Genomic DNA, 13,766 nt, shown 5'->3' with positions numbered 1-13,766 from the left:
CAGAACAGGCAACCACAAACCATTGTGATTGCCTGTTTACTTTATCCAAAATGGAAAAAACTTAATATAAATGAACCTGCTAGATATGCGATTGCCATCACTAGGATGAAGTATAGCACCTGTGCTTGATTCACCTTATTTTTGCGTAATAGCTTTTCGTAATTGATTGCGTCCATCGCAAACCACGTCACAATGAACATTAGCAGATACACAATAGAGCGCAAGATAAAATGCAGATTGGACATGACTTACTTTGTACCGAAGATACGGTCACCAGCGTCTCCTAATCCAGGTACGATATAACCATTTTCATTGAGATGGTCATCTAGTGCAGCGATATATACATCTACATCTGGATGACTCTTTTGAATTACCTTAACACCTTCTGGTGCAGCCACTAAGCACACAAGCTTAATATTCTTTGCACCACGCTTCTTGATTTGCGCAATCGCATCCTTTGCACTACCACCAGTCGCCAACATTGGGTCAACAATCATTACAATAGCGTCTTCCAAATGGCTTGGGAACTTCGCAAAATATTCTACAGGTTCTAAAGTTGTTTCATCACGGTACATACCGATAAAACCTACCTTTGCTGTAGGAACTAAGCGTCTAATACCATCTAATAAACCAATACCTGCACGCAAGATTGGAACGATAACAACTTCCTTACTTAATTCATAACCAGTACACTTAGCAACCGGTGTTTCAATTTCAATTGGATTTGTTGGTAAATCACGGCATACTTCATACGCCATCAACTCAGCAATCTCATCAAGATTCTCACGGAAATCCTTTGTTCCGCACTCTTTACGACGCATTTGTGTCAACTTATGTGTAATTAGGGGATGATTCAATACTTCTAACATTATCTTCTTTCCTCCATATTTCCTGTTCTAAATGATATAAGAAGATACCCATACATGCAAGGATATCACGCTGTTATTTCATCAATTTTTCTGTAATATCCTGCATGGTGATTGGACCTGGTCGTAAAATAACCAACTCTTCTTTTGTACAATCCACGATAGTACTCGCTTCCCCAAAGGAGACATCCCCTTCTAACATTCCATCCAAATCTGGACAACTCTTTTCAATCTCATCTAATGATGTACAAGTTGGCTCTCCTGATTGATTTGCACTTGTCATAAAGATCGGTCTTCCTAGACCCTTAATAATCTTGGCAAGTGTAGTAGATGTTGCCATACGAATCGCAATCGTATCCAAGTTTTCTTGAGATAGATTGATTCCATCTTTACGCTTCAATATAACGGTGAGCGGTCCTGGCATAAAGCTTTCAATGACCTTCTTGGCTCTATCATCCACTTCCGCAATCTCTAGAATCTGTTCAAGATCTGCACACATCACCGGAAATGCCTTTGTTAGAGGGCGATGTTTTACATTTCTAAGGTTCTCTTCTGCTTGATGACTAGAAACCTGTGAACAAACACCATATACCGTATCGGTTGGTACACTGATGACACCATCATTTTTTAGTATCTCAATGATTTCTTGAATTTCTTCTGCTTTAAAACGACGCATATACTTCCTCTTTTCTACTTTTATCTCTATGCCTTATAATTATAGCGCGAAATACGGAGGGCATCAGATGATTCGATTCGATAGTGACTATACCGAGGGTTGTATTCCCGAAATTTTAACAGCCTTAACAAATACAAATGACGAACAAACGATTGGTTATGGCAAAGATAACCATTGCCAAAATGCCGCAAATCTCATCAAACAAACAATCAAACGTGAAGATGCGGATGTTCACTTCATGGTTGGTGGCACACAAACCAATATCGCTGTCATTACAGCCATCTTAAAACACCATCAAGGCGCAATCTGTGCAGATAGCGGACATATTAACGCACATGAAACAGGTGCACTTGAATCCGTAGGACATAAATGTTTGACACTACCAACAACCAACGGTAAAATCACAGCCGAACAAGTTAATACACTGATTATTAACCACTACAACGATGCTAGTGCAGAACACACCGTACAACCAGGTATCGTATACATTTCCTTCCCTACTGAAAGTGGTACTCTATACACCAAACAAGAACTCAAAGATTTATACAGCATTTGCCAAAAGCATAACATCCCACTCTTCATTGATGGCGCAAGACTAGGTTATGGCCTTATGTCGAAGAAGAATGATGTAACATTTGAAGATCTTGCAAATCTATGCGATGTATTCTACATCGGTGGCACAAAGGTCGGTGCCCTATTTGGTGAATGTATCGTTATCTTAAATGACTTGTATAAAAAGGATTTCCGCTACTCCATCAAGCAACATGGAGGAATGCTAGCCAAAGGTAGAATGCTCGGTATCCAATTCGAAGAACTCTTCAAAGAGAACCGCTATCTAGCGATCTCAAAACACGCTATCGATATGGCAGATTTACTTGCAGAAGGTTTCCTATCAAAGGGATATACTTTCTACTTCCCAGCCGAAACCAACCAACTGTTCCCAATTTTCGAAAACACAAAGTTAGAAGAACTTTCCAATGAATTTGCCTTCACCCCTTGGGTAAAAATTGATGAAACACATACTGCTGTACGCTTTGTGACATCCTTTGCAACAAAGCGCGAAAATATTGAATACTTACTTACAAAAATATAGTTGCGTCAACACGCAACTATATTTTCTTTATTCATGAATTGAAATGACTGTACCATCATTCTTCCAAATGCTGTTTTCGTGTACCAAGCCTCTTACACAAGATGTTGGATACACACGAGAGTTTCTACCAATTACAGTACCTGGGTTGAGTACAGAATTACATCCTACCTCAACATAATCTCCAAGCATTGCGCCAAACTTCTTTAGACCTGTATCAATTCGATGATCATCTTCACGAATTGTCACAGGACGCTTATCACTCTTCACATTAGATGTAACTGAACCTGCACCCATGTGAGAATAATATCCTAAGATAGAATCTCCCACATAGTTATAGTGTGGTGTTTGAACATGGTCAAATAGAATCACATTCTTTAACTCACAACTATTTCCAACCACACAATCTGCACCAACTAATGCCGCAGATCGAATGAATGCACAATGACGTACTTCTGTACGTGGCCCAATAATACATGGTGCACCAATATAGGCAGATGGAAATACTGTCGCTGTCTTATGGATCCAAACATGTTCAGATACTTCTGTGTATTCTTCCTTGTCTAATTCTTCACCTAACTTTAGAATAAGATCCTTAATTCCAGAAAGAGCTTCCCATGGATATGTAAACTGTGATAAATACTCTTTCGCAACAGTATGCTCTAAATCATATAACTCATTAATACGGTACATAAATCCTCCTAGTTTGTGGAATTATCGTATGTTCCCTCAGGCAGTGTTTCCTGGGAAATGATTTCATCATTCATAATCTTATCAATTTCAGCCTTAATGAAATCAACCTGATTTTGATACAAGTAAACAACCGATAATAATTGATCTGGTGCAGATGCACAGTAATCACTACCCGTATCACCATCAAGATGATACTTCACAATATTCCATTGGATATTCTGATCCAACTGTTTCTTACATAATGCATAAATAGAATCTGTCGAAACATTGGTTAAGAACTTGCCTTGTAAGGCACCCAGAATATTATTAATTGAACTAATCAACTCAGGACTTAATAGCTTGTGAATAATCGCAGATAACACGATTTGTTGGTGAAGGTTACGGTCAAAGTCACCGTTTGGTAAACTATAACGTTCGCGAACATACTCTAGCGCTAGTTCTCCATCAAGATGTAATGTACCCTGTGGATAAGTTCGTCCTGTAAATGTTGCAGTAAATTCAAATGGATTATCAATATCAACACCATTGATTGAATTGATAATATCTTCAAATGTTGTGAAGTTTACTAACATGTAGTAATTCACATCTGTACCAAGTAAGTTACTAGCACCCTTTAATGTATTTTGAATACCACTTAATCCTAGATGGGTTAACTTATCCTTCGAGTTTTGATACGCCGGATTTTGAATATAGGCATCACGTGGCAAGTTGGAAATCAGAATCTGATGTGTATTCGGATTCACTGTTACCGCAATATCAACGTCCGTTCTGCCCTCTAAGCTTAAATCACCCGGTTGGTCATTACCCGCAATAAAGATTGTAAAAGGCGTATTCGCAAGATTTGTCTTATCATCTGTTACTTGTGTCGTTTCCACCTTGCGGAAATAACTGCCAATCAGTTTTGTGTCTGTCTTAAAGTTCTTAAATTCATCTGTCTCTAAAACCGTTGATAAATAAGAATCACTTAAGAGTAAAACATCACCTTGATTTGTATATAAGTTCTTTACAGCAGATTGCACTGAACTACTATTAACTGTCTTCAGGTTGTCATTCTTTAAATCAACACTTAACTGTTCTAGTGCATAATTCTGATTATTACCATCTACACCAATTGCTGTAATAAATGTCGCATTCTGATATTCCGCTAACTTCATACTTTCTTTGTATTCAGAGTTAGCGAATGTATCTTTGTATTTTGCTTTGTATGCATCTGTCATCACATAGATGCCAATTCTGACTTCATTACCCAAAACAGAGGAGAAAATATTGCTAAAACGATCCGTATAGTACGGTAGTGCGATATTTACGATAATAAGCGCTACCGCAAGCACTGTATTCATTACCTGCGCAAAAATATTACTAGGTCTTACCTTAGATGTTAACAAGAACGTTAACCAATCGATTACCGCAAGTACGAGTACAACGATAAATTTCCACTTTGTTGGAAACATCGGCATACGCCAGAATGTAATCGCAAATACAATACTCGCAAGGAAAAGAATCAGCCATAAAAATCTAGCGCTGATATATCTCTTCTTACGCTTTTTCTTTCGAATTACTCTGTTCGGATTTTGTTCAGTCATAAATCATTTCCTTGTTTATGAAGCTTTTACCAGCTTTCCAACTAATACATATCTTCCATCTTCAACATCATAGGAACATGTTGATAACATAACAATTTGATCTTCTGCTGTAATAGTTACATCACTCTTAAATGTTGATGCAGAAACGAAGCGATCAACATAACTCAAAAATTCACTGTCACTACCGAAGTCGTACTGTACATAGTTACCTGTACCTGTTGTAGAATATCCTGCAACGGGATAGATTTTATATGTACCATTTGGTGTCTGGAAAACCATTTCCTTATGACTATCGTAGTAAGATTGATCTTTATACTTCTCAATATCCGCAAACATGGAATCATTTAGCATATGGTGACCATAAATGATCGTATTCTTATGTGTAAAGTCTCTGCCATTGTTATAGTCAATAAAGACAGTTCCACTTAGATTGTATGTACCATCAAATAAATGGTCTAAGTAGTAACTATTACCATACTTATTTTCATCTGTACTAGCGCCAAACACAACCGGATAGTCCACATTGGAGTTTGGAAGTGTAATCCAACCAGCACAATCTGGGTTTTGAGATAACAACTTCTGGAAATCTAATGTTGAAGCTGTATCATCTTTATCTGTGTCCTTTTTCGTTGTAACGGCATCTTTGCGTAAGTTATCATACGCATTTCCTGCTTGGTTATAACTTGCTAGGCCTTTATATAACTGATAGCCAGAAAAAATCGCAACACCTAAACAGACAACCATGATGACATCAAGTACGATTCTTCCGACTCTAGATAATTTCTTTTTATTCTTCTTTTCTTTCATACTAACCTCTGCAATATTTTACAGTCGATTGACTGAGTGTGCAAGCATTCGCCAAATGCACGCAACTATGTAATAATAATACCATGTTAGGCGTAGACATCGTAGATATGCTTCGAATCGACTTAGAAAAACCCATCATTTCACATGTTTTAACACAATCTGAAATGGTGGAATTTTCCTCAAAGCATACTACCACACAGAAAAAACAATACTTTGCGGGACGTTTTGCGGCGAAAGAAGCTATCTTCAAGGCAACACAAGATAAAAATTACTTACAGTACAGTATTCTAAATGATGAAAGCGGAAAACCTTACATCAAAGACCATCCTGAACTTGAAGTAAGCATCTCCCATGACGCAAACATCGCAATTGCGATTGTACAAAGTATTTCAAATTTGTAAATAAATTCATTTTTAAAAGGTTCTCTTTTTGCAAGAGAACCTTTCTATCATTCCTGATCTTTTGGTATTTTTCGATATCTTCGGAATATTCATATCTACAGCGGATAAGTAAAACTTAATATACAGTTGTATCGTGATACCCATCAAAACTAAAGCCACTAAATACACGCATAGAAACAATAACATCTTTTTCTCATAAGCCCTCCCTAAAAATTTGAAATTTTGAAAGTAGTGGATGAATGATAGTTTGTAATTGTTGTTGGAGCGAGCAAATGTTATCTTTGCACATATTATACGTAGAAAAAAAGGAAAGCATACAACTTTCCTTTTTCACGTGAGTTTCTATTTAATGAGTCCACTATTCTTTAATAGAATTTCAATATCTGTTCCCTTTACACGATTCAATACTTGATTGAGCACGAACTTTTCAATAAAGGACAATTCCTTTACTTCAGTAATTGGCTTCTTATCAATCGCGTAATAACATGCACGCAATAATTCACGTACATCATACTTACTAGCCCAAACTTCAGGCACACCACGGTCAATATCTAAGAGTGTATAGACAGACTCCATACCTGTACGCATGGAATATTCTGTTGTAAAAATCGTATCTCTTGGCGTCTCTGCAAATTGGCCGATAAAGGCAAAGTTTACTGCTCCATCTGGTACAACCTTTGGACGATCAGATTCTTTACGTGGTTGGAAGAACGCATTGATATATGGCATGAAACATGTTGTTGTATTGCATGCGTCTTGTGCAAGCGAGGCAATCTTATCAGTTGGAACACCAATATGATATAACCACTCTTCACATACCTCGATACCTGTACAATCACGCATAGGCTTCTTAATATAGTTACCTTCTTTATTCGTATTTAATGCATATAGCCAAATTAATACAAGGCCTTTATCCTGTGACTTAAACTGTGGTTGACGGTTGATAGTCCATGATAGATACCAATTATCCGTACTATCCTTAACAGTAACGATACCACCTGTTGTAACCTTACCAGTACGTGGGTCACGTTTGCAGATGTTTGTGATATAGCGAATGATTTCTTCATTAGAAGTAGCGACTGTCGCACTCATCCAGTTTGTCGCATTTACATCGGTACAGAAAGCTTCTGGATTACCATATTCGCCATGCATTGCTTGCGCTGCGATTGCCTTCCACATATCCCATGATTCTCCATAACCATTCTTTACATTTGATAAATCCGGAACGTGTGTCTGGTCTCCATAACAGGAAGTATCTGTACAACAACCATTGGTAATAAACACTAGGTCATCTTCAATTAAGTCAATGGATTGTTCAATTCCATCTTTCTTATATACGATTTGTCTAGCAATCTTCTTATTGCCACGTGTTTCAATTACAACATTCTTTACATCCATTCCGTATTCAATATGAACCCCATGATTTTCCAAATACTTCACAAGTGGCAAAATCATACTTTCATATTGGTTATACTTTGTAAAACGCAAAGCGCTAAAGTCAGGTAATCCATCAATATGATGTACAAAACGACATAGATAACGTTTCATCTCTAATGCACTGGACCACTTTTGGAAAGCAAACATCGTCTGCCAATATAACCAGAAGTTTGTATCCCAGAAGGAAGCTGGTAATACATCTGAAATCTTCTTTCCTTCCAAATCCTTTTCTGGTGTTAAGAATAATTTAGATAATGCCATTGCGGACTTTTTATCAAGTTTAAACTGCTTATCTGTATGTGCATCCTCACCACGATTTACAGTTGCTCTACATAGTGAATAGTTTGGATCACGTTTATTTAACCAATAATACTCATCTAAAACAGATACGTCCGGTGTCTCAATGGAAGGCACATCACGGAAGGTATCCCACATTACTTCAAAGTGGTTATCCATTTCACGACCACCACGCATGAAGAAACCTTTTGTGACATCCTTACGTCCATCACAGCTACCACCCGCAAGTGTAGCTTTTTCTAGTAAGTGAATATGTTCTCCACTCATTTGTCCATCACGGACAAGATAAAACGCTGTTGTTAAACCAGCTAGACCTGTACCAATAATATACGCTGATTTCTTATCAACATCCTTTGGCTTTAATGGTCTAGCAAATGACTCATAAGTTCCTGCTGAATAATACATATGAAATCCTCCTTCATCCATATGCATCATATCAACTCTATATACTTTTTCATTTAGCAGGGAGCTAAAAAAGATAAAAGTTTTATCACTTTTCTCATAGTGATAAAACTTCATACTCTGATAAAAATTTTAATACTGAAATCTAGTTAGCGAAGCACGAATGGAACCCTTAATCAGTTTATTCAAGCGCTCTACAATCTCTTGTGGGTTCTCTTTCATATCCTCTTTAATCCAATCTAACATGATACCGATAAAGATATAAGAATATGCTTGTACGATAAATGTCTTATCCTCTTCACGTACGTTGAGTCCATCTGCTTCTTCGTTAACAACATTCAGAATCAAGTCTTCTACGAGTGGTCGCAAGTAGATTTCAACCTGTTCACGATGAACGCAGCGATAAACATTCATAATAAATGGTTTATTTGCTTGAACAGCTTCTAATATCTGTAGGAAACCCTGTTGCCAAGTATCATAGGTCTTCTTCTTATCTAATGCACGCTTTGCGTCTGTTAGACAAGCCCATTCAACCAAATCATAGATATCTTTGAAGTGATAGTAGAATGTCATACGATTCATACCACAATCTTCTGTTAAATCACTGATTGTGATTTTCGATAATGGCTTCTTCAACAACAAATTCTTAAGTGATTGTTCTAAAGCACGTTTCGTTACTTGTGACATACTACCTCCTTTACTATCAATGATAATTAGTAATTTTGAATCGTATTGATTAGATAAGATTCTTGCATTTGTCTTGCGACAACGTATTCGTTCTCTGCTGTACGCAATAGAATCAGTGGCATCGTACGGCTTAAGAATAAGTGAATACCTTCAGTAACAGAATACGCACCACAGTTATTGAAGGCTAAATAATCTCCTGCATGCAAGCCTTGTAGTGTTACATCTCTGACTAGCACATCTGCAGTTGTACAAAGACTGCCACACAAACACCAATTCTTTTCTGTTCTATCATTACATGCATGCAAATGTTGAATGTGTGGTACTTTCATACCCATCATCTGACCATAGTAGTTTAGATGATTCATACCACCATCTACAATACAGTAATGTACGCCTTCATTAGACTTACAATCCATTGCACGAGTCAGGTATGTTCCACAGAATGTGGAATAGAATCTACCCATTTCAATTGTTAAATCAACAACCTCAGATAGCTCTTTTAACTTTGCATGGATATTCTCAAGAGGTTTTAATGTATCACTGAAATCATCACCTTCGAATAATGGAACGGATAGACCTGGTCCGTATTCAATCTGTTCAACTTTACGGTCAAATGTTGTTTGAATTTCTTTGATTAATTCTAACAACATATCCAACTCTTTGATTTGTTTATCATTCTTCTTGCGTTGTGTACCCGCAAAGTAGTGAATACCCTTTACAATCACGTTTGGATACTTTTCTTCATTTGCATAGATTGAGAATAAATCTTCCTTGGACATACCAAACTGACTTCCTGCATTTAAGCGAGGTAGAATTTCTACTTTCTTCTGGTACTTCCCAGCGATTGTATTCACGATATCCATGTGCAATAGAGATTCTGCTGTGTAGTGAATCACTCCATATTCCATTGCATCTGTCACATCCACTTCTGTCTTATTGACACCAGAATATAAAATCTTAGTTGGTTCTACACGAAGTGCTTTACAGATGGATAACTCACCCGGGCTACATACTTCTAGTTTGTCTGTGATTTCTGCCATCGTCGGAATCAAGAATGGATTTGCCTTGATGGAATAACATAGACGATATGCACCACCTACAATTTCTCTCATTTTTGAAACACGATGTTTTACCGCTTCTAAATCAAAGATAAAACATGGTGTTTGGTAGTGTTCTGTGATATACCTTAGTTCTTTCTCTTGCATTATTCGATTCCTTCCATCTTCTTTAATACGGCACGATCAATCTTACCGTTCTTTGTCATTGGCATTTCATCCAAGTGTACTAACTTGTTAGGTACCATGTAGCTTGGCATAACAACCTTTAGTTCATTATGTAATTCTTTTTGATCACGCTCACCTAACCAGAATAAGTAAATACGTTTCTTATTGTGGTCATAGATAGCACATGCACGCACAACGCCACTACGTCCTTGTACTAAGCTTTCAATTTCACCCAACTCGATGCGATGTCCTAGGTGCTTGATTTGGAAGTCTTTGCGTCCAATATAAACTAGTTCCCCTTGTTCGTTGTATTTCGCAAGGTCACCTGTACGATACATGCGTTCATAGTACACACTATTTAATGGATTCTGTACGAATACAGCTGCTGTCTTTTCAGCGTCATGATAATACCCTAACGCAAGACATGCACCCGCCACGCAGATTTCTCCACTTTCATTTGGTGTATCCACCAATTTATTTTCATCAGATAGTAAGAATACCTTCTCATTATCAAATGCGGAACCAATTGGAATGATTTCATCCGCACTATACTCACGGTTCTCTAAACGATAGTATGTGCAGTTGCATGTAATCTCAGTAGGTCCATATAGATTGATAAATTCTGCCTTTGGACAATTCTTCATCCAGATATTTAAATGCTTAATTGGCATGACCTCACCACTGAACATGACTAAACGAATCGTCTCTGGATTACGGTAACCAAATCCATTCATAATGGACACAAAGCACATTGCACTAACAGCCCATGTTAGTACGGTTACCTGATGATCACATAAGAAATCCATCAAGTGCGTTGGATTACTGAAGAATTCACGTGGAATGAGTTCTACTCTAGCACCTACGTATATACTGCTATAAATATCTTTAACAGACACATCAAAATCAAACGGTGCTTGGTTAGCGATACGATCATCTGCACAGATACCAGACACCTTTACGAACTCTGGAATAAAATCAATGACAGAACCGTGTCCAACAACAACACCTTTTGGTACACCAGTGGAACCACTCGTAAAGTTTACGTAGAGAGGATCTGTGCTAGCAGCCTGTTTACGAATCCCTGCAAGCATGTTTTCATCAATGATACCTTCACGGATAATATCTTCAACTTTCACAATATTAGCAGTAGACCCTAACTTCTCACGCGCTTCCTCATAGAAACGTTCATTACTCAAGATGACATTTGGATTTAATACTTCTAATATCTTTTCAATGCGTCCAATTGGCTGTCTTGTGTCAATCAGTGAATAGAATCCACCGGCATAGACAGCACCATACATTGCCGCAAGTGTAGTGTTACTCTTTTCCATATACATCGCAACCGCTTGACGAGGTTGGATATATGTCGCAAGCTTAGTTCCGAGAATCTTGGCATCTTTCACTAATTCTTCATATGTCATTTCTGCGGTTTCATCTGCGACCGCAATCTTACTTGGATGTTTTTGACAAGAGGCTTCTAGCCACTCAAGAATATTCTTTGTCATAGTTTTTACTCCTAACGTATCTATTTTACTATGTTCATTGATTTTTGAATGTAAAATTTATCTGAAAACACAAAAATGGAGGATTCCTCCATTTTTAGCAATTAAAATATACAAATAACATACGGTCTTTACCGTTCATGTCTTTGAGGATTTCAAAGCGAGCATCCGGTAACATTTCTTCTACCAGTTTACTCATACGTTCGCGCTGATCCCATCCCATTTCAAAAGCCATAAACGCTTTCTCATTGAGTACTTTCTTACAATCCTTAAAAATCATGCGATAGAACTTCAGTCCATCCTCACCACCAAATAAGGCTACGTGAGGTTCAAAGTCCACAACAGAGGTTTCCATCTGTTCATCCTGTGGGATGTATGGAGGATTGGAAATGAGAACATCCAAATGACGGTTCGCATCAATTAACGGTTGTAACATATCCCCTGCGGTAAAGTCGATATCTACCTCGTTATTTTTCGCATTCTGACGTGCAGTGACCAAAGCTTCTTCACTGATATCCGTAGCGTGCATCTTTACGCGGCTCTCTTCTTTTGCGACTGTAATCGCAATGGCACCAGAACCTGTTCCAACGTCTGCACATTCTACAGTTTCCTGTGTTGGGAAGATTTCATCAATGCGAGATAAAATTAATGCACAGAGTTCTTCCGTTTCACAACGAGGAATTAATACATCTTCATTGACAATCATCTTATATCCATAGAACCAAGAATATCCTAATACATGCGCCATTGGTTCCTGCTTCAAGATTCTTTCCATGCCTGCATGGAATTCACTTGCGAGAGCTTCTGGCATCTCGTCATCAATATGCATAAACAAATCATAGCGTTCACGTTGAGAGATTTCTAAAAGATATGCCATGACAGTTTCCGCAGGGATATCATTTTTTAGACACTCTTTTTCGTATTGCTTAATTGTTTTCGCAAATGTACTCACACCGCTGTCTCCTCAAGTTTTCTCTTTTCTTCTTCTGCTAATAAGCCCTCAATCACACCATCAAGTTTACCTTCCATGATGCGATCTAACTGTGTAATTGTTAAACCAATACGATGGTCTGTCACACGGTTTTGTGGGTAGTTATATGTTCTAATCTTTTCTGAACGATCACCAGTACCAATCTTGGCACGACGAATCTTACCAGCTTCTTCTTCCTGGATACGCTTGAGTTCTTCGTATACACGTGCACGAATTAAGCGCATCGCAGTCTCACGGTTTTCAATCTGTGAACGTCCATCTTGGCAGTTTACCGTAATACCTGTTGGAACGTGTACGATACGTACGGCAGAGTCTGTCTTATTAATATGCTGTCCACCAGCACCAGAAGCACGATGTGTTTCGATTGTTAAGTCCTTTGGATCGATTTCAATATCTGTATCTTCCGCTTCCGGTTGACATAGTACGGTTGCGGTAGAAGTATGAATACGTCCCTGTGTTTCTGTCTTTGGTACACGCTGTACACGGTGTACACCAGATTCAAACTTCAATTCCTTATAGACATCTGTTCCCTTAACAGAGAAGATAATCTGTGTATATCCACCTGCTTCACTGACAGAAGCTTCCAGAACCTGTACCTTCCAGCCCTTGCTTTCTGCGTACTTGCTATACATACGATATAAGTCACCAGCGAAGATATTACCCTCATCTCCACCTGCACCACCACGGATTTCCATAATGACATCATGGTCATCATCTGGATCACGTGGCACAAGTAAGTGCTGAATTCTTTCTAACAAGGCTTCGCGTTCTGGTTCACACTCATCCTTTTCCATACGCGCCATCTCTTTGAGTTCAGGATCATTCTCCCTTAACATCTCATCTGCTTGTGCAATACGAGAGTCTAACTCTAAAAGTTGGTGATACGCATCAACCGGTTGCGTTAATCTTGCCTGTTCTTTGGATAATTTTGTAAGGAGCTTAGGATCTGACATTACCTTTTCATCCATCAGCTTCTCTACAATTTCTTTATATTGTTTTTCTATTTCACTTAATTTTGTTCTGACTGCGTCCATAGTATTCTCCACATATTTTCCATAACAACTTTAACATAGTTTAAATTCTTTGTATTCAAAGAAAAAGGTCCGGAATT

General features: G+C 38.0%; 14 protein-coding genes. 2 read left to right on the top strand and 12 right to left on the bottom strand.

What is annotated here, in order from left to right:
- Nucleotides 1-41: 41 nt before the first annotated feature.
- The 3 genes from RYK16_RS05320 to RYK16_RS05310 all read right to left on the bottom strand — a co-directional run bounded on the left by RYK16_RS05320 (nucleotide 42) and on the right by RYK16_RS05310 (nucleotide 1,542).
- On the bottom strand, nucleotides 42-200 hold the full coding sequence (locus RYK16_RS05320) for a DUF1146 domain-containing protein (RefSeq protein WP_294208599.1): 159 nt from the start codon (nucleotides 198-200) through the stop codon (nucleotides 42-44).
- Between the two features lie 48 nt (nucleotides 201-248).
- Entirely contained in the window at nucleotides 249-869 is a 621-nt protein-coding gene (upp, locus tag RYK16_RS05315; protein WP_294023673.1) for a uracil phosphoribosyltransferase, read from the bottom strand.
- Between the two features lie 73 nt (nucleotides 870-942).
- A complete protein-coding gene (locus tag RYK16_RS05310) occupies nucleotides 943-1,542 on the bottom strand; it encodes an L-threonylcarbamoyladenylate synthase (RefSeq protein WP_314851247.1) in 600 nt (199 codons plus the stop codon).
- 67 nt (nucleotides 1,543-1,609) lie between these two features.
- Between RYK16_RS05310 and RYK16_RS05305 the strand changes: the two genes are divergently transcribed.
- On the top strand, nucleotides 1,610-2,635 hold the full coding sequence (locus tag RYK16_RS05305; protein WP_314851246.1) for an aminotransferase class I/II-fold pyridoxal phosphate-dependent enzyme: 1,026 nt from the start codon (nucleotides 1,610-1,612) through the stop codon (nucleotides 2,633-2,635).
- Nucleotides 2,636-2,662: 27 nt separating this feature from the next.
- Here the strand turns inward: RYK16_RS05305 and RYK16_RS05300 are convergent, their stop codons facing one another.
- The 3 genes from RYK16_RS05300 to srtB are packed head-to-tail and all read right to left on the bottom strand — an operon-like array spanning nucleotide 2,663 to nucleotide 5,715.
- On the bottom strand, nucleotides 2,663-3,325 hold the full coding sequence (locus RYK16_RS05300) for a UDP-N-acetylglucosamine pyrophosphorylase (protein ID WP_314851245.1): 663 nt from the start codon (nucleotides 3,323-3,325) through the stop codon (nucleotides 2,663-2,665).
- Nucleotides 3,326-3,333: 8 nt separating this feature from the next.
- The gene (locus RYK16_RS05295; protein ID WP_314851244.1) at nucleotides 3,334-4,908 is read right to left on the bottom strand and encodes an LCP family protein; all 1,575 of its coding nucleotides are present in this window, start codon (nucleotides 4,906-4,908) and stop codon (nucleotides 3,334-3,336) included.
- 15 nt (nucleotides 4,909-4,923) lie between these two features.
- A complete protein-coding gene (gene srtB, locus RYK16_RS05290; RefSeq protein ID WP_314851243.1) occupies nucleotides 4,924-5,715 on the bottom strand; it encodes a class B sortase in 792 nt (263 codons plus the stop codon).
- A gap of 83 nt (nucleotides 5,716-5,798) precedes the next feature.
- Between srtB and RYK16_RS05285 the strand changes: the two genes are divergently transcribed.
- On the top strand, nucleotides 5,799-6,116 hold the full coding sequence (locus RYK16_RS05285; protein WP_314851242.1) for a 4'-phosphopantetheinyl transferase superfamily protein: 318 nt from the start codon (nucleotides 5,799-5,801) through the stop codon (nucleotides 6,114-6,116).
- Nucleotides 6,117-6,458: 342 nt separating this feature from the next.
- Here the strand turns inward: RYK16_RS05285 and RYK16_RS05280 are convergent, their stop codons facing one another.
- The 6 genes from RYK16_RS05280 to prfA all read right to left on the bottom strand — a co-directional run bounded on the left by RYK16_RS05280 (nucleotide 6,459) and on the right by prfA (nucleotide 13,689).
- Nucleotides 6,459-8,255, bottom strand: a complete 1,797-nt coding sequence (locus RYK16_RS05280; RefSeq protein WP_314851241.1) for an oleate hydratase — start codon at nucleotides 8,253-8,255, stop codon at nucleotides 6,459-6,461.
- Between the two features lie 129 nt (nucleotides 8,256-8,384).
- Nucleotides 8,385-8,939, bottom strand: coding sequence for a TetR-like C-terminal domain-containing protein (locus RYK16_RS05275; protein WP_314851240.1), 555 nt, complete (start codon nucleotides 8,937-8,939; stop codon nucleotides 8,385-8,387).
- 26 nt (nucleotides 8,940-8,965) lie between these two features.
- Complete coding sequence (locus RYK16_RS05270) at nucleotides 8,966-10,144, bottom strand: alanine racemase (RefSeq protein ID WP_314851239.1); 1,179 nt, start codon at nucleotides 10,142-10,144, stop codon at nucleotides 8,966-8,968.
- On the bottom strand, nucleotides 10,144-11,667 hold the full coding sequence (locus RYK16_RS05265; RefSeq protein WP_314851238.1) for an amino acid adenylation domain-containing protein: 1,524 nt from the start codon (nucleotides 11,665-11,667) through the stop codon (nucleotides 10,144-10,146). The genes RYK16_RS05270 and RYK16_RS05265 overlap by 1 nt, the downstream gene beginning before the upstream one ends.
- Nucleotides 11,668-11,761: 94 nt before the next feature.
- Nucleotides 11,762-12,616 carry a peptide chain release factor N(5)-glutamine methyltransferase gene (prmC, locus tag RYK16_RS05260; RefSeq protein ID WP_314851237.1) on the bottom strand — a complete coding sequence of 285 codons (855 nt, stop codon included), beginning with the start codon at nucleotides 12,614-12,616 and terminating at the stop codon, nucleotides 11,762-11,764.
- The gene (gene prfA / locus RYK16_RS05255; RefSeq protein ID WP_314851236.1) at nucleotides 12,613-13,689 is read right to left on the bottom strand and encodes a peptide chain release factor 1; all 1,077 of its coding nucleotides are present in this window, start codon (nucleotides 13,687-13,689) and stop codon (nucleotides 12,613-12,615) included. The genes prmC and prfA overlap by 4 nt, the downstream gene beginning before the upstream one ends.
- Nucleotides 13,690-13,766: the final 77 nt, after the last annotated feature.

The sequence above is a fragment of the uncultured Solobacterium sp. genome (assembly GCF_963550625.1).
Lineage (GTDB): Bacteria > Bacillota_I > Bacilli_A > Erysipelotrichales > Erysipelotrichaceae > Bulleidia.
Note: the sequence above shows the minus strand (reverse complement) of the source record. Positions and strands in the feature narration are given on the sequence as shown.

Excerpts from the sequence above, each read along its gene's own strand:
- RYK16_RS05300 (WP_314851245.1), bottom strand. The coding sequence starts at position 3,325 with ATGTACCGTATTAATGAGTTATATGATTTAGAGCATACTGTTGCGAAA.
- RYK16_RS05305 (WP_314851246.1), top strand. The coding sequence starts at position 1,610 with ATGATTCGATTCGATAGTGACTATACCGAGGGTTGTATTCCCGAAATT.
- RYK16_RS05280 (WP_314851241.1), bottom strand. The coding sequence starts at position 8,255 with ATGTATTATTCAGCAGGAACTTATGAGTCATTTGCTAGACCATTAAAG.
- RYK16_RS05295 (WP_314851244.1), bottom strand. The coding sequence starts at position 4,908 with ATGACTGAACAAAATCCGAACAGAGTAATTCGAAAGAAAAAGCGTAAG.
- RYK16_RS05310 (WP_314851247.1), bottom strand. The coding sequence starts at position 1,542 with ATGCGTCGTTTTAAAGCAGAAGAAATTCAAGAAATCATTGAGATACTA.
- RYK16_RS05270 (WP_314851239.1), bottom strand. The coding sequence starts at position 10,144 with ATGCAAGAGAAAGAACTAAGGTATATCACAGAACACTACCAAACACCA.
- srtB (WP_314851243.1), bottom strand. The coding sequence starts at position 5,715 with ATGAAAGAAAAGAAGAATAAAAAGAAATTATCTAGAGTCGGAAGAATC.
- RYK16_RS05285 (WP_314851242.1), top strand. The coding sequence starts at position 5,799 with ATGTTAGGCGTAGACATCGTAGATATGCTTCGAATCGACTTAGAAAAA.
- RYK16_RS05275 (WP_314851240.1), bottom strand. The coding sequence starts at position 8,939 with ATGTCACAAGTAACGAAACGTGCTTTAGAACAATCACTTAAGAATTTG.
- RYK16_RS05320 (WP_294208599.1), bottom strand. The coding sequence starts at position 200 with ATGTTCATTGTGACGTGGTTTGCGATGGACGCAATCAATTACGAAAAG.
- RYK16_RS05265 (WP_314851238.1), bottom strand. The coding sequence starts at position 11,667 with ATGACAAAGAATATTCTTGAGTGGCTAGAAGCCTCTTGTCAAAAACAT.
- prfA (WP_314851236.1), bottom strand. The coding sequence starts at position 13,689 with ATGGACGCAGTCAGAACAAAATTAAGTGAAATAGAAAAACAATATAAA.
- upp (WP_294023673.1), bottom strand. The coding sequence starts at position 869 with ATGTTAGAAGTATTGAATCATCCCCTAATTACACATAAGTTGACACAA.